The following is a 19,365-nucleotide window of genomic DNA, read 5'->3' on the forward strand; positions in this document are numbered from 1 at the left end:
AGCACCGGTCCCCCATAGTACGGCAGCCTCGTTAGAGTGTTGCTGTATTAACACGATACCTGATGCCTTTTTGCCACATTTGCTGCGGAAAGCTATTGCTCAGCGGAAAACTCTTGTCCTCAGGTGAGAAGGTGACAAAATGACCCGTGAAGATAGGGGGGTTGCTGTGCTAACACAGCAAAACGCTACTTTCACGCCTTTTAATTGCGCGATGAAAAGTAGAGTTTTGAACATCGTTGTCGTTGTTTGAATTGGTCATCCTAATCATGGGTCGGGCCTGTTCGGCGACACCGACCGAACCTCAAAAAAGCGCGTCGACTGCCTGTTAACTTACAACAAGGGGGGGAATACAATGCGCAATAGTTCCATGGGAGTGAACAAGACCTTCTTTCGTGGAGGCAGCGCGATGGCGCTGGCACTGGCGCTCGGCCATGCCAATGCCGCCTACGCGCAACCGTCCGCGGCTGATCAGGACTCGCCAGCCGAGGAAGCCGGCCTTGGCGAGAGCGGCAATGAGAATGAAATCGTCGTCACCGGCTCGCGCATCGAGCGGGCAGGGTTCGACCAGCCGACCCCGACGACAGTGATCGGCGACACCGAGTTGCGCCAAGGCGCACCAGTTAGCCTTCAGCAGGTCCTAGCGGACCAGCCGTCGGTTCGTGCCACGGTCAGCCCCGCTACTACCGTCGGCAACACTGGGGCAGGCTCGGCTCCGGTGGATCTTCGCGGCCTCGGCATCGACCGCACTTTGACCCTGATCAATGGCCGTCGTTTCGTGGGCGCCAACAATTTGAACTTCGTACCACTGAATCTGGTGGAGCGGCTCGAAGTCGTCACCGGCGGCGCTTCCGCGGCATGGGGCTCCGGCGCCGTCGCCGGCGTCGTCAACATCATCCTCAACGATGATCTGGAAGGCCTGCAGCTCGGAGCTGAGACCGGCATATCCTCGCGCGGCGATGGTGCGCGTTATCGCTTTGACGGCTCCTTCGGCACGCATTTCGCCGGCGGTAACGGGCATTTCATGATCGGCGCCGAATATTTAGACGATAAGGGTTTGTCGCCGCGTGCGCGCTTGTCGCGCCCCGGCCTGCGCGCGCCCGGCCTTACCGTCGTCGATGGCGAACTTGTCATCGCCGATGATCTGAACTCGGCACGAAGCACAACGGGTCTGATCACCACCGGCATTCTCGCCGGCCAGACCTTCAACAACGACGGGACGCTGCGTCCTTATCGCGGCCCCGCTGCGAACGGCATTGGCGGCGAGGATGCTTCCAGCCTGTTCGACAATCTTTATGCAGCCTCGCCGAACAAGCGCTTCAGTAGCTATGCGCGTGTCAGCTACGATATTGGTGATGCCACAATCTGGGCTGACGCTGCCTACGCAAAAACCAAGACGAACTACAATTTCTTCCCGGACTTCCTGGCGCCGGGTGACTTTGGCGGTGGCCCGCTTGTCGTCCAGGCCGACAATGCATTCCTTTCGCAGTCCATCCGGGATCAATTAGCGGCGGCCGGCGAGACCAGCTTCGAACTGAGCCGGTCTTATGAGGATGTCCTCGAACTTGTTTTCGACGCCGAGCGCCAGAGCATCGAAGGCGCAATCGGCGTGGACGGCTCCTTCGGTAATGGTTGGAAATATAGCGCTCATTTCAGTCATGGCGAAATCGACGACGAGCAGTATCTGCGTGACAGCCGATTGGCGGCGAATTTCGCGCGCGCCACCGATGCGGTTGTGAGCGGTGGGCAGGTCGTGTGCCGTGTGAATGCTGACGCGGACCCGACCAACAATGATCCCGCATGTCGCCCGCTGAATATATTCGGCGTGGGCAATGCGTCGGCCGAGGCACAAGACTATGTCACCGGCGATCAAGGCCAGCGTAGCGTCCAAAAACTGGATTCGGCCGGCATCCAGATCCAGGGTGATCTTTTCTCTTTATGGGCAGGCCCGGTCACCATGGCCGTCGGCGCGGAAGCGCGTTGGGAAGAAATCACCACGACCCGTCCTGCTGAGACGCTTGCCGGCGGGTTTGGTCTGCCAGTCTACACTAGCGAACTTAACGGTGGCTTCAATGTCAAGGAGGGTTTTGCCGAAATCGTGCTCCCGTTGCTCGACGTGGAATCGTTCAAGCTCGAGTTTAACGGCGCTGCCCGCTATTCAGATTATAGCAATAGCGGCGGCATCTGGTCGTGGAAGGTCGGTGGCACCGCCCGCTTGTTCAACGATTTGCTGCTGCGCGCTACCCGGTCGCGCGATATCCGCTCGCCGAATATTTCCGATCTGTTTACGACCCAGAATATCAATATCGGCGCCGTGGCTGACCAGGACACGGCGGGGCGAAATCATCCGCAGTATAACCCCAATCCGGCGACGGTGACGCTCTTCTCGGGCGGCAACCCGGATCTTAACCCGGAGGTGAGCAGCACGCTAACTTTGGGCGGATCTTATTCGCCATCTTTCCTTCGTGGCCTGAGCTTGTCGGTCGATTTTTTCGACATCAAGATCAAAGGTGCCATCACGACCTTGGGCCCGACGGAACTCACGGCGTTGTGCGCCGGTGGTCTGCAGTCGGCCTGCGATGCAATCATTCGCAACCCCGTGACCGGGACGCTCGAGACCGTCTTCTCCAACTCCCAGAATATTGCGCGCTTCGAGACGAGGGGCTTCGATTTCGAAGCGGCCTATGTGCTGCCCGTTTCTCAAATTGCGGGTGACAAGCAAGGCACTTTGCGCTTCCGGGCACTTGCCACGCACGTCAACAAATATGTGTTCGACACATTACTGCCTGGTGGACGACAGGAGCGAGCTGGCGAAGTGGGCGATCTCAATCTTGGCGTTCCGAAATGGCGGGGCACGTTCAGTGCCACTTACCAGGATGACGTATTTGGCTTGGATGCACGCGTCCGTTATGTGGGCGGCGGCGTATTCAGCTACGACCTCGTGAACGTTATTGCTAATAACGACGTCGGATCGCGGACCTATGTGGATATCGGCGCGCAGTTCAAAGTGATGGATAAGTTTACTTTCTTCGGCAATGTCTCCAACTTGTTTGACCGTGCTCCGCCTCTGGTGCTTCAGGGTACCTATCATTATGATATCATGGGCCGTTATTTCTCCTTCGGTGCCAAGGTTAACTTCTGATTTTTTAGACCGAAGATCTCGTGCGTGAGCGACGGAAGTCTGTCGCGTGGGAATAAGGCGGGCGGCAATCGCAGGATTGCCGCTCGTTTCACGTTCCGCGCCCACTCTGTTCCGGCATGAGACGTTCGTGGTCTGCAGCCTTTGGCCGGCGTCATGCGTTGATAAGGTCTTGATGACTCGCTCTAACTGTGCTCCTTTAGAGTTTGAACCGCCGCTTAACGGATAAATCGGCGGGCGGTCGCGGCACTTTGCTCCAATGCCGTGACGGGAGAGACGAATGGCATATGCGGAACGCGACAATCTGCAATTTCCCGGGCAGCGGGAATATCGCGAGCGCGCCCGCAAGCGTAATCTCCTGACCCAGATCGCCATGTTCGGCATCGGGGTGCTGGGTGCGCTTGGCGTTGCGGCGCTTCTTTATTTTGTCGCCTGGCTGCTGTGGCTCGCGGGCCAGACGGTTGCGGGCCAGACACAGACCTATATCGAGAATGCGGCAACCGCCCACAACTGATCGGCTGGGCTTGGATGGTCGATGGTCAGCAAGCGGATCATTACGTCTCGTCGCTGAATGATTTTCGATTCCGATATCGACACGATCAGGTCAGATTCGGCAACGGTTGATTGAACCGAAAGCGAGCCTGGTTTTTCTTCGTTTTTCGCTATTTCCGAGTCGTCTAACAATTCCATCTGCCTTGAAATAACTCTGGTCGGGAGCAGCGGGGACGGCTAGATTCTCCTTATGTTGCAAGTCGCTGCGCGGCGGCGCGTGGTGGTCTTGCTGGCTGCCTCCGCCCTCATTTTTTGCCCGGGAGCGGCGCTTGCGCAGCCACAAGATCCGTTCAGCGAATTGAATTCGCCGCTCGATCCGTCCGCGCCGATGGATCCGATGCCCGATTTGGACCTCGAATGGCCGGACATGGACACCGAAACGGACGAGGTGATTGCGGACATGCCCCAGCAGGGGCTGGCCGATGCTTCGGCCGAGCGATCCTATTCCTTGTCGATCGTGGGGCTGGACGACTTGGGGGGTGGGCTGGTCCAGCAGTTCCTGCCTCTTTCGACCCTGGAGCTCAATCGCGACGACCCGGCCAATGCGGCGCAAATCGACCGGCGCGCGCGGGCGGACGCCGAGACGCTCGGCGAATTGTTGCGGAGCCACGGCTATTATGACGCGCTCGTCGCTACGCGCATCGAGCCTGGATCGGCCGGAACGAGGCTGCTGGTCGTCTTGGAGGTCCAGCCCGGACCGCTCTATCGCTTTTCGGACGTGCGCCTGCCCGGCATCGAAAAAGCGGGTGAGGATGCGGGCGCGTTGCGCGAAGCGTTCGCAGTGGATCCACATGAACCGGTCGATGCCGCAGCGGTGACCGCCGGCGAAGCGGCGCTTCGGCTGGAACTCGGCCGCCGTGGCTATGCCTTCGCCGAGGTCGGCAAACTCGACATCGTCGTCGACCATGAAGAGCGAACGGCCAGCCTGGTCCTGCCGGTGAAACCGAACGGCGCGCGCCAGTTCGGACGCATTCGGGTGGAGGGACGCCGTCTGTTCAGCGCGGCCCATATCCAGACGATTGCGCGCTTTCGGCCCGGCGACCGCTTCGAGGCGGAGCTTCTGGACGATTTGCGTCGGGCACTTATCGCGACCGGCCTCGTTTCCTCGATCACGGTCCAGCCGGTGTCCTCCGAAGATCCGAAGGTCGTGGACATCGCGGTGAAGCTCGATCGCGCGCCGATCCGTACCGTCGCCGGCCAGGCCGGCTACGGTACAGGTGAGGGGATCAGGGTCGAAGCGAGCTGGCAGCATCGCAACCTGCTTCCGCCCGAGGGAGCGGTGACGTTTCGCGGCGTCCTCGGCACGCGCGAGCAATTGGTCGGCGCGATTCTTCGCCGAGGAAATTTCGGGCGGCGCGATCAGGTGTTGAACACGCAGGTCGCCGCAAGTCACATCGATCGCGCTGCCTATGAAGCGCACACGTTCCTCATGGCGGGGGGCATCGAGCGCCAGACCAATTTGATCTGGCAGAAGAAATGGACCTGGTCGGTCGGCGCCGAGCTGATCACCAGCGACGAACGCGACGTGGACGTGGATAGCGGCACGACGCGCCGCCGGACTTTTTTCATCGGCGCCTTGCCGGCTATGCTTTCCTATGATGGGTCGAACGATCTGCTCGATCCCACCCAAGGCTTTCGTCTCGCTGGTCGCTTCTCGCCCGAGGCATCTCTCCAATCCGGTGCCTTCGGCTATGCCCGTGCGCAAATCGACGCCAGCTACTACCAGCCCCTTTCGGACAAGCTGGTGATTGCGGGTCGGGCCCGGCTCGGAACGATCGTCGGTGCCGGCCGCGATCGGATCGCACCGTCGCGGCGTTTCTACGCCGGCGGCGGCGGGTCGGTCAGGGGCTATGGATTCCAGCGCCTGGGCCCGCGCGATCCCGTGTTCGACGATCCGATCGGCGGCCGCAGCCTTGCCGAATTCTCGATCGAAGCGCGGGTGCGGATGGGTAATTTCGGGATCGTCCCCTTCATCGATGCCGGCAACATCTACACTTCGCCTCTGCCCGCGCTCGACGCTCTGCGCTTCGGTGCCGGCATCGGCATCCGCTACCATACCAATTTCGGACCAGTGCGCGTGGATGTCGGAACGCCGCTCAATCGTCGGCGTGGTGACGCGCGGGTCGCGGTCTACGTATCTTTGGGCCAAGCCTTCTGATGCTTGAGAACCTGCCCGAGCAGGTGGCAATGAAGCGGCGGGCCCGGCCCTGGCCATCCTTCCTTGCGAAGGCCGCCCTCATCCTGCTTTTGCTGGTGATGCTGGCGGCCGCGACGCTCGTCATTCTGCTCGACACCGGCCCCGGGCATCGCTTCATCGCAGACCGCATCGCCGCCATAGCGCCGTCGTCCGGTCTCAAGATCCGGATCGGGCGGATCGAAGGTTCGATCTGGGGCGACACGAGATTGCGCGACGTCCGCCTCTATGATCCTCAGGGGCTTTTCGCGGAATCGCCGCTGATCCGGCTGGATTGGCAACCGGTCGCCTTGATCGCCAACCGGCTGGACATTGACGGTCTGCAATCGGCTCTGGTCGATCTCCATCGGCTGCCAGTGCTTCGGCCGAGCGCGGAACCCAAACCGATTCTCCCTGAATTCGATATCCGCATCGGCCGGCTTGCCGTCGCGCAATTGCGGGTCGGAGTCGCAGTCACTGGTCAGCAGAGGCTGGCAAGCGTCGCTGGCAAAGCCGACATTCGCTCCGGACGTGCCATGGTCGATCTCGACGTCGCGGTGAAAGGCAGTGGCGAACGGCTTGCCGTCACGCTGGATGCCGAGCCCGATCGCGACCATTTCGACCTCGACCTGAATCTTGCTGCCCCGGCCAATAGCCTCGTCGGCGCCTTGGTGGGGACGCGGCGCCCGGTCGGCCTTGTCGTCAAGGGCGACGGGCGCTGGAGCGCGTGGGCGGGAACGGCCAGACTCGATCTGAGCGGCCGGCGCACCGCCAGCTTCGACCTCAATGCCGAATCCGGAAATTATGCGCTGTCGGGCTGGATGGCGCCGTCGCAATTCCTGACCGGAAAGCTGTCGAGGCTCACCGGCCCGCGACTTCTGCTCAACGGAAGGGCCTCGCTGGCGGATCGGCAACTGGCCGGAAACCTGTCCTTTCGTTCCGCGGCGCTGAAGGCGGAGGCGAAGGGAAGGGTCGATCTGGCCGCCAGCGGCTTCGGCGGTGTCGCCTTCGCGGTCGATCTGCTGCGTCCGAGCGCCTTGTTTCCGAACATGACCGGTCGGGATATCAGGTTGGCCGCATTGCTTGATGGCCCGTTCGCGCGGGCGCGCTTCGCCTACCGGCTGACGGCGTCGCGCGTCGCCTTCGACAAGACCGGTTTTGAGCAGGTCCGCGCCGAAGGGAGAGGGCGCCTGTCGAAGCCGCCGGTCGCGGTGCCGATCCTGCTCACAGCTCGGCGCGTGACGGGGGTCGGTGATGTCGCCGGAGGGATTCTGGCTAATTTGCGGGTCCGGGGACAGCTCAAGGTGACCCGCCAACGGCTTGTCGGCGACGGCCTCAGCCTGACCTCGGACAAGCTGAAGGGGCGGCTCAGTCTGCTCGTCGATCTTGTCACGGGGCGATATGATGTGATCCTTTCCGGAGGCCTCACCCGCTATTTCATTCCCGGGCTCGGCATTGTCGATGTGGCGACGGAGCTGAAGGTGGTTCCCGGACAAGGCGGACGCGGGACTCTGGTGACAGGCAAGGGGCGGGCGTGGGTTCGCCGCTTAGACAACAAATTCCTGGCAGGTCTTGCAGGCGGCTTGCCGCAGATCGAGACGGACCTCGTCCGCGCTGCCGACAATATCCTCCATTTCCGCAACCTGCGGCTGGTGGCACCGTCAATATCCATAGCCGGAAGCGGCTTTCGCCGCCGGGACGGAACGTTCCTGTTCGAAGGCAATGGGCGCCAAAGCCGATATGGGCCGTTCGCGCTGGCTCTGGATGGTCGTATCGACCGGCCGAAAATGGCGATTCGGTTGGCGCGGCCCAATGAAGCGCTTGGCCTTGCCGATGTCGTGCTCAACCTGGACCCGACGGAACAAGGCTTCGCCTATCGCGCGGCGGGGATGTCGACGCTCGGTCCCTTTACCTCGAACGGCGCCATTCTCCTTCCGCGTGGTCAGCCGGCCTTGGTTAGGATCACCGTGCTTCACCTGTCGAACATGGTCGCGGCCGGGACGCTTCGCTCGGATCCGGGCGGTTTCACCGGACGGCTGGAAATTTCGGGCGGGGGCCTGCGGGGCAGCTTGGCCTTCGATCCCGTCCGGGACGTCCAGCGCATCGCCGCCGATATCAGCGCCGCCGACGCTCGCTTCGCCGGGCCACCGCCGATCGCCCTTCGCAGCGGCAGGCTTGAAGGCGTGGTCCTGCTCGACCCGGCGGGAATGTCGATGCGCGGCACGCTGACGGCGCGGGGACTCAGCCGAGGTGCGCTTTCTCTCGCCAATCTCAATGCGACAGGGGAAATGCGCGCCGGCACCGGTCGAATCAGCATCGATATTTCGGGGACGCGTGGCCGCGCATTCGCCCTCCGCACGGCGGTGGATTTCGCGCCCGGACGGGTGCGGCTGACGGGCGGCGGTACCGTGGATCGGCGCCCGATCCGGTTGACCGAACCGGCATTGTTGGTCCGTGCCGAGGATGGTTGGCGGCTTTCCTCGGCCACGATTGATTTCGAAGGGGGCAGCGCTGCGCTGTCCGGACTATTCGACGGATCGCGCACGGAGATTGACGCCCGACTGCAGGGGATGCCGCTCACCGTCCTCGATATCGCCTCGCCCGGGCTCGGCCTGGGCGGGATGGCTTCGGGAACCTTCCGCTATGCCCTCCCCAAGCTAAATGGCACGCCGACGGGATCAGCCGACATCCGTGTTCGCGGCCTGACGCGTTCCGGCCTTGTCCTGTCTTCCAAGCCCGTCGATATCGGCCTCGTCGCAAAGCTCGACGGACGCAATGCGGCGATGCGTGCCGTGGCAGTCAGCGAAGGGCGGACCATCGGCCGCGCCCAGGCCCGGCTTTCCCCAGTGCCGGGCAGCGGCGCGATCGGCGACCGGCTCAGCCGTGCCCCCCTGGCAGCCCAGTTGCGCTACAACGGCCCCGCCGACACCTTGTGGCGGCTGACCGGGATCGAATTGCTCGACGTCAGCGGCCCGGTAGCGATCGGCGCCGATCTTACAGGAAGTCTCCGCGATCCGGCGATTCGGGGTTCGTTGCGAGCCGAAAAGGCCCGGGTGGAAAGCGCAGTCACGGGGATGGTCCTGGACAATGTACGGGCGGGCGGCCGCTTCGACGGCTCGCGCCTGATGCTCGACACGTTCAGCGGCACGACCAAGCGGGACGGCACCGTCTCCGGGCGGGGCATGTTCGATCTGGCGGCAGAGCGGGGCTTCGCGATGAATGTGACTCTCCAGACCGACCAGGCCCAGCTGATCGATCGCGACGATCTCAGGGCGCAGGTCACGGGCCCCATCGCCATCCGGTCGGACGGCGGCGCTGGCACGATATCTGGCCAGGTGCAGCTGACGAGCGGCAGCTTCAGGCTCGGCAGCGCCACCACCGCAGCGCGGCTGCCGCGGCTCGAGGTCCGGGAGGTGAACCGGCCCGACGAAGAGGGGCCGCCACCCCGCCGATCGTCACCCTGGAAGCTCGATCTGGACGTGAATGCGCGCAACCGCTTGATGGTCACGGGTCTTGGCATCAACAGTGAATGGAGCGCGGACCTCAAGATCAGAGGAACCGTGACGGAGCCGCGGATCGAAGGCGACGCCAACTTGGTCCGGGGGAGCTACGACTTCGCAGGACGCCGTTTCGATCTGGAGCGGGGGAAGATCCGATTCCTCGGCGAATCACCGATCAATCCGGTGCTCGACATCACGGCCGAAGGTGGGGTGCAGGGATTGAATGCGATCATCCGCGTGACCGGCCGTGGCCAGAAGCCGGAAATCGCCTTCACCAGCACGCTGGCCTTGCCGCAGGACGAACTGCTCAGCCGTTTGCTTTTCGGGACCTCGATCACCAGCCTGTCGGCCCCCGAAGCCCTGCAGCTCGCCGCCGCCGTCGCCGCGCTCAACGATAGCGGCGGCGGCCTCGATCCGATCAACGCCGTCCGCTCCGCCACAGGGCTCGACCGCCTCCGAATCGTCCCCGCCGATATTTCGACGGGGCAGGGTACGGCGATCGGCGCTGGTAAATATCTCGGCCGGCGGGTCTATGTTGAGGTGGTGACCGACGGACGCGGCTATTCCGCGACGCTTGTCGAATATCAGATCACACGGTGGCTATCGCTTCTGTCGAGCATCTCGACCATCGGGCGGGAAAGCGTCAATATTCGAATATCGAAAGACTATTAGCGATCAGAGCGACTTTTAGCGGGGGCAGACATGGCGGATTACAAGGCGAGATTGAATTGGGCGTCGGATGGCGAGTTCCGCAGCGGCCGCTACAGCCGGGCGCATCGCTGGATCTTCGACGGCGGCGCTGTCGTGCCCGCTTCCTCCTCGCCCCATGTCGTGCCGCTGCCCATGTCCGATCCCGGCGGCGTCGATCCGGAGGAAGCCTTGATCGCCTCCGTTTCTTCCTGCCACATGCTCTGGTTTCTGTCGCTCGCGCAGGAGGAAGGGTTCGATGTGCTGCGCTACGAGGATGAGGCGACCGGGCGGATGGGCCGGGACGAACGCGGCCGAATCGGCATGACGCGAATCGTCCTGCGGCCCAAGATCGCCTATGCGGGCGATCCGCCGGATCCGTCGCTGGCACGCCGCATGCACGACGCTGCGCATGAAAAATGCTTCATCGCCAATTCCCTGCGCACGGAAATCCTCGTCGAATTCTGAATCGTTTTGGCATGGCCTCCGCCCGCTTGATCGATACTGACGATCAGGCGATGATGCGACTCGGGTGCGGGGAGGCACGAACATGTTTACAGCCAGCCAGAAGGTGCCGGTCGACCGGCGCAAGCAGAGCGCCAGCCTGTCTTATATCGGGGCCGAGGCCATGATCACCGGGGGCATCGCGACCTCCGCACAATTTCATATCGATGGCCGCGTGGACGGCGATGTGAAGTGTCACATGCTCATCCAAGGGCATAGCGGGACTATTGTGGGCAACATCATCGCCGACGAGGCTCGCCTCGCCGGTTTCGTCGATGGCACGGTCACCGCCGTGACGGTCGTGCTGGAAGCGACGGCGCGGGTCACCGGCGATGTCAGTTGCGAGACGCTCAGCGTTGCGACTGGCGCCGAGGTGGAAGGCCGCTTCGTCTGCAAGGCGGGGGCAGCCTCGACGGCGAAAGAGGATGAGCCCGCCGCGCCGGCAAGGCGCCGGTCCGAGCCACAGGAAATCACCCTGACGCCGGCACCCGGCCTGTTCGGAACGCCGTCCCATCTCGCGGCCGCGGCCGAATAGGCTTATTCGAATTCCAGGATGACCGCGTCCACGGCCAGGCTGTCGCCAGGCTCGGCTTCCAACTTGGCGACTGTGGCCGCCTTCTCGGCGCGGAGGATATTCTCCATCTTCATGGCTTCCACGACGGCAAGCGGCTGACCTGCCTCCACGACATCGCCGGCCTTGACGTGCAGGGCCGTGAGCAGGCCGGGCATGGGGCAAAGCAGATATTTGGAAAGGTCGGGAGGAACCTTCTCGATCATATGTCGCGAAAGCTCGGCGATATGGGCGGGCAGCACATCGACGACATGCGAGGCGCCTCGCGTGGTTAGCCGCCATTGTCGTCCGCGGCGCGCCACCTGAACGATGCGCGCCCTGCCGTCGATCAGCCCCTTGAAAGCCGGCTTGCCCGGCATCCAGCGGCCAACCACATCGATCGGATCGCCATCGTCGAGCCGTGCCAGAATGCCGCCTTCATAAGGCTCGAAGCGGAGACGGTGCTCGGCCTGCTCCAGCCGCACGACGTGTTCCTCAGGCGGTTGCACGTCGTCGCCGAGCTGTCCGCTGATGGAGCATGCCCGGCTGTCGGTCTGGAGCGCGACGAACCCAGCGACCACGGCGAGGTCGCGGACCAGCTGCGGATCGGCCGGAGCGCCCGCGAAACCCTCCGGATATTCCTCGGCGATGAAGCCTGTGGTGAGCGCGCCTTCGCGGAAGCGAGGATGCTGCATCAGCGCGGACAGAAAATCGATATTGTGGCCGATGCCTTCGATCGCGAAGGAATCGAGCGCCTCGATCTGGCGGTCGATCGCTTCTTCCCGATTCGCGCCATAGGTGACCAGCTTGGCGATCATCGGATCGTAGAACATCGATACTTCGCCGCCCTCGACGACGCCGTCGTCGACGCGGACACCTTCCTTTTCCGACGGCGGCCGATAACGGATCAGGCGACCGGTGGATGGCAGGAAGCCGCGATAGGGATCCTCGGCATAAACCCGGCCCTCGATGGCCCAACCCTTGAGCCGCACGTCCTTCTGGGCGAAGCTCAATTTCTCCCCGGCGGCGACCCGGATCATCTGTTCGACAAGGTCGAGACCGGTCACTTCCTCTGTCACCGGATGCTCGACCTGGAGGCGCGTGTTCATTTCGAGGAAATAGAAGCTGCGGTCGGCACCGGCGATGAACTCGACCGTGCCGGCGGAATAATAGCCGACGGCCTGGGCCAAAGCGACGGCCTGCTCGCCCATCGCCTTGCGCATCTCGGGCGTGACGAAGGGGGAGGGCGCTTCCTCGACCACCTTCTGGTGCCGGCGCTGAACCGAACATTCCCGCTCGCCCAGATAGACCATGTTGCCATGCTGATCGCCGAGCAACTGGATCTCGATATGGCGTGGATTCTCTACGAACTTCTCGATGAAGACGCGGTCGTCGCCAAAGCTGGCCAGGCCTTCGCGGCGAACCGACTCGAACGTCTCGCGCACGTCCTTTTCGGAATAAGCGAGGCGCATGCCCTTGCCGCCGCCGCCGGCCGAGGCCTTCATCATCACCGGATAGGTGATGCCATTTGAGATCTCCACCGCATGGTCGGTGTCGCGTATCTCGCCGATGAAGCCGGGCACGACGCTGACATTGGCCGCCTGCGCCAGCTTTTTCGATTCGATCTTGTCGCCCATCGCCGCAATCGCCTTGGGGGGCGGGCCGATGAAGGCGATGCCGCTGTCGCCGAGCAAGCGGGCGAAGCTCTCACGTTCGGACAGGAAGCCATAGCCCGGATGCACCGCCTCGGCGCCTGTCGCCTTGCAGGCTTCCAGGATCAGATCCGCATTCAGATAGGATTCGGCGGCTGGCGGCGGGCCGAGGCGCACACGCTCGTCGGCCATCTCGACATGGGGTGCGCGAGCGTCGGCATCGGAATAGACGGCGACCGTCTCGATCCCCATATTCTTGGCTGTGCGGATAACGCGGCATGCGATTTCGCCGCGATTGGCGATCAATATCTTCTTGAACATGGCTTAGCGGGATTCCGTATCTGTGGGTTTGAGCTCGGCTATGCGGGCGCGGGTCAGCCGGGCGCGGCATCCGCTGTAGAGCATGGGCTCCATGCTGCCGCCACGCATCTCATATCCTTCATAGGTGCAATGGGCATCCCGGAACTGGATCCAGGCACGCTGCGCGGCGCGTAGCGCCGCCTCGTGGGTCGGCCGCGTGTCATCGTTGCGATCGAGACCCTTGTCCGCTTGGCGTGCAGCACCGATCACGTCGCGCCAGAGCAGATTGAGTTCCTTGTCCGCAGCCTCGAAATCGAGCTGGGCGCAGGCATTCATATCCTGCTGGGCCATCGGCTCGTCGCAATGATGCTCCTCATAAGGCGTTTGCGCGGTCGCCACAGCCGCCAGTATCAGGATCGAGATCATTCCCGATCCTCCTCGGGGCCGCTGGGCGGGACGTTATGGCCGAGCAAAGCGAGTACCTCGCTGGCGGCGGTGACGAGGTTGGTGCCGGGGCCGAAAATGCCCTGGACCCCGGCATCGCGCAGGAACTGGTAATCCTGCGCGGGAATGACACCGCCCGCGACGACCTTGATATCGCTACGGCCGGCCTCTCGCAAATGATCGATCAATTCGGGGATCAGGGTCTTGTGACCGGCTGCGAGGCTGGAGGCACCGACGATGTCGACATCAGCTTTGATAGCCAGTTGAGCTGCTTCCTTGGGTGTTTGGAACAGCGGGCCCGCCAGCACTTCGAAGCCGAGGTCTCCGAACGCCGACGAGACCAGATTGGCGCCTCTATCGTGCCCGTCCTGCCCCATCTTGGCGACCAATAGCCGCGGCTTGCGGCCCTTGCGCCGGCCGATCGAAACGACACCATCGATCAGGCTGGTCCAGCGCGGATCCTCGCCATACGCGCCGCCATAGACGCCCGAAACCGGGGTCGGGTTTGTGGCGTAGCGGCCGAAAACATCCTCCATCGCCTGCGAGATCTCGCCAAGCGTTGCGCGCTTGCGCGCGCATTCGACGGCAAGGCCCAGGAGATTGTCCTGGCCGCGTGCGCCCTCGCGCAGGTCATCGAGCGCCGCCTGGCAGGCGGCTTCGTCCCGGCCGAACCTGACCCGCTGGATGCGGGCGATCTGGGCGTCGCGCACGGCGTGATTGTCGACGTCCAAAATGTCGATGCCGTCCTGCTCGGACAGAAGATATTTATTGACCCCGACAATCACGTCTTCTCCGCGATCGACTCGGGCGGCCCGGGCCGCCGAAGCCTCCTCGATCATGGCTTTAGGCCAGCCGGCGGCAACCGCTTTGGCCATGCCGCCTTCCGCTTCGACCCTTTCAATGATTTCCCAGGCCTTGTCGTACAATTCCTGCGTCAGCGCCTCGACATAATAAGAGCCACCCAGGGGATCGACGACATGAGTGATGCCGGTTTCCTCCTGCAGCACCAATTGCGTGTTGCGCGCGATTCGGGCCGAGAAGTCGGTCGGCAAAGCGATTGCTTCGTCCAGCGCGTTGGTGTGCAGACTCTGTGTTCCGCCTAGCGCCGCCGCCATGGCCTCGACCGTGGTGCGGATGACATTATTGTAGGGATCCTGTTCCGTCAGTGAGACGCCGGACGTCTGGCAATGGGTGCGCAGCATCTTCGACCGTTCCTGCTTCGCGCCGAGATCGGTCATGATCCGGTGCCACAGCTTGCGCGCCGCGCGGAGCTTCGCGACCTCCATGAAGAAGTTCATGCCGATCGCGAAGAAGAAGCTCAGTCGTCCGGCGAAGGCATCGATATCGAGCCCCGACGCGATCGCCGCCAGTGCATATTCGCGACCGTCAGCGATGGTGAAGGCCAGTTCCTGCACCTGCGTCGCCCCGGCTTCCTGCATATGATAGCCGGAAATGGAGATGGAGTTGAACTTCGGCATATTGGCCGAGGTAAAGGCGATGATGTCGGAGATGATCCGCATCGAAGGGTCCGGTGGGTAGATGTAGGTATTGCGGACCATGAACTCCTTCAGGATGTCGTTCTGGATCGTGCCGTCCAGTTTCTCCTGGGGAACGCCTTGTTCCTCGCCGGCGACGATGAAGAAAGCCAGGATCGGGATGACGGCACCATTCATCGTCATCGACACCGACATCTGGTCGAGGGGGATGCCGTCAAACAATATCTTCATGTCGTCGATCGTGTCGATTGCAACGCCAGCCTTGCCCACATCGCCCGTCACGCGGGGATGGTCGCTGTCATAGCCTCTGTGAGTGGCAAGGTCGAAGGCGACGGAAAGGCCCTTTTGGCCGGCGGCGAGGTTGCGGCGGTAGAAAGCGTTCGATTCCTCGGCGGTCGAAAAGCCCGCATATTGGCGGATGGTCCAGGGGCGGCCGGCATACATGGAGGCGCGCACGCCGCGCGTGAACGGCGCGAAGCCAGGCAGGCCCGGATCGATTTCCGTAATGTCCTCGGCCGTATAGAGCGGCTTCACCTCTATGCCTTCAGGCGTGTGCCAGGCAAGGTCCTTGCCCTTAACCTCCTTCGCGGCTGCGGCTGTCCAGTCTGCCTTGGTCGGCTTTCTCTCAGTGCTCACCACGGGGACTTTCCATCAATTCGACCAGGACCCCGCCCATATCCTTGGGATGAACAAAGATCACCGGAGTGCCATGCGCGCCGATGCGCGGTTCGCCCAATATCTTGGCGCCCTTGGCGCCCATGTCGGCTGCTGCTGCGTGGATGTCGGGAACTTCGAAGCAGACATGATGCTGCCCGCCCGCCGGATTCTTGGCGAGGAAATTGTGCAATGGGGACGCCTCGCCGAGCGGTTCGATCAATTCGATCTGGCTGTTCGGTAGGTCGACGAAGCAGACGCGCACGCCCTGCGGTGGCAGGTCGAACGCCTCATGGATCTTCGTCGCGCCGAGCAGGTCGCGATAGATGGCCAGGCTCTTTTCGATCGACGGAGTCGCCACTCCGACATGGTTGAGACGGCCGATGGTCATAAGCGGCTCCTAGAGCGGGATATTGTCATGCTTCTTCCACGGATTTTCGAGTTGTTTGTCGCGCAGCTTCCGAAGGCCGAGCGCGATGCGGCGCCGCGTCGAATGGGGCATGATGACTTCGTCGATGAAGCCTTTCGACGCGGCCACGAAGGGGTTGGCGAAGCGCATTTCATATTCGGCGGTGCGCGCAGCAATCTTGTCGGGATCGCCAATATCCTTTCGGAAGATGATCTCCACTGCGCCTTTGGGACCCATCACCGCGATCTCGGCGGTCGGCCAGGCATAATTGAGGTCGCCGCGTAGGTGCTTCGACGCCATCACGTCATAGGCGCCGCCATAGGCCTTGCGGGTGATGACGGTGATCTTCGGAACGGTGGCCTCGGCATAAGCGAACAGCAATTTGGCGCCGTTCTTGATGATCCCATTATGCTCCTGGGCAACGCCGGGAAGGAAGCCCGGCACGTCGACGAAGGTGATGATCGGGATGTCGAAGGCGTCGCAGAAGCGGACGAAACGTCCGGCTTTTTTCGAAGAGGCGATGTCGAGCACGCCAGCCAGCACCATCGGCTGGTTGGCGACGATGCCGACGCTCCGGCCTTCGATGCGGCCGAAGCCTATGATGATATTGGCGGCATGCTTGGGCTGGACTTCGAAGAAGTCGCCTTCGTCGACGACCTTACGAATGAGTTCGTGCATGTCATAGGGCTTGTTCGAACTGTCCGGGATGAGGGTGTCGAGACTGTCCTCGCGCCGGTCCCAGGGATCGGTGCAGATCCGTTCGGGCAGATCGTGGCGATTCGACAATGGCAGGAAATCGAAGAAGTCGCGCGTGGCGAGCAGAGCCTCGATATCGTTTTCGAAGGCGACGTCTGCGACGCCTGATTTGGTCGTGTGGGTAATCGCGCCGCCAAGCTCCTCCTGGGTCACGACCTCATTGGTGACGGTCTTTACGACATCGGGGCCGGTCACGAACATGTAGCTCGAATCCTTCACCATGAAGATGAAGTCCGTCATGGCTGGCGAGTAAACCGCACCGCCCGCACATGGTCCCATGATCAGGCTGATCTGCGGCACCACGCCGCTCGCCAGCACGTTGCGCTGAAAAACCTCGGCATAGCCACCCAGACTGGCAACGCCCTCCTGGATGCGGGCACCGCCGCTATCGTTGAGTCCGATCACCGGCGCGCCGGCCTTCAGCGCCATGTCCATGATCTTGGTGATCTTCTGGGCATGTCGCTCGCTCAAGCTGCCGCCAAAAACGGTAAAATCCTGCGCAAACACATAGACGAGCCGGCCGTTGATCGTTCCGGATCCGGTGACGACGCCGTCACCCGGGAATTTCTGGGTCTCCATGCCGAAATCGGCGCAATTGTGCTCGACGAACATGTCATATTCTTCGAAGCTGTCCGGATCCAGCAGCACCTGCAGCCGTTCGCGCGCCGTCAGCCGGCCTTTGGCATGCTGCGCCTCGATGCGCTTCTCGCCGCCTCCGAGCTTGGCTTGCCGCCGTCTCTGCTCCAGTTCCTCGATCGTCGTGGCCATAGCCGACTCAAACCCCTTTTTTCCGAATGGGACTCCTAATTCAGGAGTCCGCCCCCAAAGGCAAATGCCTATCGGCCGTCGAACCGCGGCTGCTGTTTCGAAATGAAGGACATGACCGCGGACTTGAAGTCCTGGCTATGTCCAGCTTCGCACTGGGCCGCACGTTCGGCGCGCAGCGCATCGCTCAAGGAGAGATGATCCGCGTCGCGGGCAAGCTTCCGGATCAGCCCCAGGGCGATCGTTGGCCCTTGCGCGAGCCGCGTAGCAAGCGCAACCGATTCCGAAGTCAGATATTCGTCTTCGACCAGCCGCGCAATCAATCCCCATTGCAGCGCCTGTTCGGCGGAAATCCGCTCTCCCAGCATCATCATTTCCATCGCTCGGGCACGGCCGGCGAGGCGTGGCAGCAGCCAGGTCGCGCCGGCATCGGGTATCAGGCCGATATTGACGAAGGCCTGGAGGAAATAAGCCGATCGCCCCGCAATGACGAAGTCGGCGGCGAGTGCGAGCGAGCAACCGGCACCGGCGGCTGGACCATTGACCGCCGCCACCACGGGTATCGGCAGGTTGAACAAGGTCTCGACGAGTGGATTATAATGCTCTTCCAGCGCTGCTCCGACATCTTCCGGCAGCCCTCCGCCCCCAAGGTCCGCCCCGCTCGAAAATCCGCGGCCTTCGCCCGTCAGCAGAATGGAGCGGGCCCCAGCCTCGACAGCATCGCGCAGGGCGGCGCGCAACTCGTCGAGCATGAGCAGGCTGAGGGCGTTCAGAGCTTCCGGTCTGGCCATGGTGATGGTGGCAACAGCTGCGTCGCTCTGTACCATCCTGATCGTCTCGTAGGTCATGCTGAACTCCGTTCGACGTGAGTGCCGGGCTGAAATGGCTGCGACAGTCAGTCCGAAAGGATGATTTCTTCCGGCGCGTGCAGGCGGAGTCGCGCGACCCGGCGCGTATCCCCGTCGGTTATCTCGAGCCGCCAGCCGCTGGGGTGGCGGATCACTTCGCCTGGCTGGGGCACGTGGCCGGCCAGGACGGAAGCCAGACCCCCGAGTGTATCGACATCTTCCTCCACGATCGCCAGCCGGGCATCGACCGTTTCGGCCAGTTCTTCCAGCTCGGTGCGGGCGTCGGCATCCCAGGTCCCGTCCTCGACGAGGATCAGCATGCCGGGGACTTCCTCGTCATGTTCGTCCTCGATGTCGCCGACGATCTCCTCGACGACGTCCTCGATCGTGACCAGGCCTTCGGTGCCGCCAAATTCGTCGACGACGATGGCGAGGTGAACGCGGTCGGCCCTCATCCGGGCGAGAAGGTCGAGCACCCCCATCGATTCTGGGACGTAGAGCGGCGTTCTCAGCAGCGCCGAGATGTCCTGGGGAGGTGCGGAATCGTTCACCTGCAGTGTGAAAACATCCTTGATGTGGACCATGCCGATCACGCTATCCAGGCTGTCCTCATAGACGGGGAGGCGGCTATGGCCAGCCTCCGCAAAGGCATTGACCAACGCCTCGAAGCTGATGGTGCTGGGAACGGCGATGATGTCGCCGCGGGTGACGGCAATATCGGAAACCGTGCTTTCGCCGAAATGGAGGAGGTTGCGAAGCATTTGGCGTTCGACCGGCGAAAGGTCGCCGACCATCGGTGCTTCGCCTTCATGACTTTCGATCACTTCTTCGATCTGGTTGCGCAGAGTGGCTTCGCTATCCTCTCCGAACAGGAAGGTGCGCAGGCCTCTCCAGAAGCTTCTGCCGTTGCTCGCGTTCGATTCGATCTCTTCGGTCATG

13 protein-coding genes are annotated in these 19,365 nt (G+C 62.6%); 6 read left to right on the top strand and 7 right to left on the bottom strand.

Annotation, left to right across the window (positions count from 1 at the left end; translation table 11 throughout):
* Positions 1-367: 367 nt before the first annotated feature.
* The 6 genes from RQX22_RS04460 (at position 368) to RQX22_RS04485 (ending at position 11,087) form a co-directional block, all read left to right on the top strand.
* Positions 368-3,139 (top strand): TonB-dependent receptor domain-containing protein, encoded by a 2,772-nt coding sequence (locus RQX22_RS04460; RefSeq protein ID WP_410001602.1) that lies wholly within the window; start codon positions 368-370, stop codon positions 3,137-3,139.
* Positions 3,140-3,416: 277 nt separating this feature from the next.
* A complete protein-coding gene (locus RQX22_RS04465; RefSeq protein WP_315724042.1) occupies positions 3,417-3,650 on the top strand; it encodes a hypothetical protein in 234 nt (77 codons plus the stop codon).
* Between the two features lie 375 nt (positions 3,651-4,025).
* A complete protein-coding gene (locus RQX22_RS04470; protein ID WP_315724044.1) occupies positions 4,026-5,846 on the top strand; it encodes an autotransporter assembly complex protein TamA in 1,821 nt (606 codons plus the stop codon).
* Positions 5,847-5,875: 29 nt separating this feature from the next.
* The gene (locus RQX22_RS04475; protein ID WP_315724046.1) at positions 5,876-10,033 is read left to right on the top strand and encodes a translocation/assembly module TamB domain-containing protein; all 4,158 of its coding nucleotides are present in this window, start codon (positions 5,876-5,878) and stop codon (positions 10,031-10,033) included.
* 30 nt (positions 10,034-10,063) lie between these two features.
* Positions 10,064-10,516, top strand: a complete 453-nt coding sequence (locus tag RQX22_RS04480; protein WP_315724048.1) for an OsmC family protein — start codon at positions 10,064-10,066, stop codon at positions 10,514-10,516.
* An 82-nt stretch (positions 10,517-10,598) separates the two neighbouring features.
* Complete coding sequence (locus RQX22_RS04485) at positions 10,599-11,087, top strand: bactofilin family protein (RefSeq protein WP_315724050.1); 489 nt, start codon at positions 10,599-10,601, stop codon at positions 11,085-11,087.
* A gap of 2 nt (positions 11,088-11,089) precedes the next feature.
* Here the strand turns inward: RQX22_RS04485 and RQX22_RS04490 are convergent, their stop codons facing one another.
* The 7 genes from RQX22_RS04490 to RQX22_RS04520 form a co-directional block, all read right to left on the bottom strand.
* The gene (locus tag RQX22_RS04490; RefSeq protein ID WP_315724052.1) at positions 11,090-13,075 is read right to left on the bottom strand and encodes an acetyl/propionyl/methylcrotonyl-CoA carboxylase subunit alpha; all 1,986 of its coding nucleotides are present in this window, start codon (positions 13,073-13,075) and stop codon (positions 11,090-11,092) included.
* Between the two features lie 3 nt (positions 13,076-13,078).
* A complete protein-coding gene (locus tag RQX22_RS04495) occupies positions 13,079-13,480 on the bottom strand; it encodes a lysozyme inhibitor LprI family protein (protein WP_315724053.1) in 402 nt (133 codons plus the stop codon).
* A complete protein-coding gene (gene scpA / locus RQX22_RS04500; RefSeq protein WP_410001595.1) occupies positions 13,477-15,630 on the bottom strand; it encodes a methylmalonyl-CoA mutase in 2,154 nt (717 codons plus the stop codon). Before scpA ends, RQX22_RS04495 begins: the two co-directional genes overlap by 4 nt.
* The gene (gene mce, locus RQX22_RS04505; RefSeq protein ID WP_315724057.1) at positions 15,620-16,039 is read right to left on the bottom strand and encodes a methylmalonyl-CoA epimerase; all 420 of its coding nucleotides are present in this window, start codon (positions 16,037-16,039) and stop codon (positions 15,620-15,622) included. Before mce ends, scpA begins: the two co-directional genes overlap by 11 nt.
* 9 nt (positions 16,040-16,048) lie before the next feature.
* Complete coding sequence (locus RQX22_RS04510) at positions 16,049-17,581, bottom strand: acyl-CoA carboxylase subunit beta (protein ID WP_315724059.1); 1,533 nt, start codon at positions 17,579-17,581, stop codon at positions 16,049-16,051.
* A 68-nt stretch (positions 17,582-17,649) separates the two neighbouring features.
* Positions 17,650-18,426, bottom strand: a complete 777-nt coding sequence (locus RQX22_RS04515) for an enoyl-CoA hydratase-related protein (RefSeq protein ID WP_315724061.1) — start codon at positions 18,424-18,426, stop codon at positions 17,650-17,652.
* Between the two features lie 47 nt (positions 18,427-18,473).
* Positions 18,474-19,364, bottom strand: a complete 891-nt coding sequence (locus RQX22_RS04520; protein ID WP_315724063.1) for a hemolysin family protein — start codon at positions 19,362-19,364, stop codon at positions 18,474-18,476.
* Position 19,365 lies beyond the last annotated feature (1 nt).

This window comes from Sphingosinicella rhizophila (genome assembly GCF_032378825.1).
GTDB classification, from domain to species: Bacteria; Pseudomonadota; Alphaproteobacteria; order Sphingomonadales; family Sphingomonadaceae; genus Allosphingosinicella; species Allosphingosinicella rhizophila.

What these genes read in the sequence shown, in the direction of transcription:
- RQX22_RS04480 (WP_315724048.1), top strand. Translation starts at nt 10,064, where the DNA reads ATGGCGGATTACAAGGCGAGATTGAATTGGGCGTCGGATGGCGAGTTC.
- RQX22_RS04510 (WP_315724059.1), bottom strand. Translation starts at nt 17,581, where the DNA reads ATGGCCACGACGATCGAGGAACTGGAGCAGAGACGGCGGCAAGCCAAG.
- RQX22_RS04520 (WP_315724063.1), bottom strand. Translation starts at nt 19,364, where the DNA reads ATGACCGAAGAGATCGAATCGAACGCGAGCAACGGCAGAAGCTTCTGG.
- RQX22_RS04495 (WP_315724053.1), bottom strand. Translation starts at nt 13,480, where the DNA reads ATGATCTCGATCCTGATACTGGCGGCTGTGGCGACCGCGCAAACGCCT.
- RQX22_RS04490 (WP_315724052.1), bottom strand. Translation starts at nt 13,075, where the DNA reads ATGTTCAAGAAGATATTGATCGCCAATCGCGGCGAAATCGCATGCCGC.
- mce (WP_315724057.1), bottom strand. Translation starts at nt 16,039, where the DNA reads ATGACCATCGGCCGTCTCAACCATGTCGGAGTGGCGACTCCGTCGATC.
- RQX22_RS04470 (WP_315724044.1), top strand. Translation starts at nt 4,026, where the DNA reads ATGCCCGATTTGGACCTCGAATGGCCGGACATGGACACCGAAACGGAC.
- RQX22_RS04460 (WP_410001602.1), top strand. Translation starts at nt 368, where the DNA reads ATGGGAGTGAACAAGACCTTCTTTCGTGGAGGCAGCGCGATGGCGCTG.
- RQX22_RS04475 (WP_315724046.1), top strand. Translation starts at nt 5,876, where the DNA reads ATGAAGCGGCGGGCCCGGCCCTGGCCATCCTTCCTTGCGAAGGCCGCC.
- RQX22_RS04515 (WP_315724061.1), bottom strand. Translation starts at nt 18,426, where the DNA reads ATGACCTACGAGACGATCAGGATGGTACAGAGCGACGCAGCTGTTGCC.
- RQX22_RS04485 (WP_315724050.1), top strand. Translation starts at nt 10,599, where the DNA reads ATGTTTACAGCCAGCCAGAAGGTGCCGGTCGACCGGCGCAAGCAGAGC.
- RQX22_RS04465 (WP_315724042.1), top strand. Translation starts at nt 3,417, where the DNA reads ATGGCATATGCGGAACGCGACAATCTGCAATTTCCCGGGCAGCGGGAA.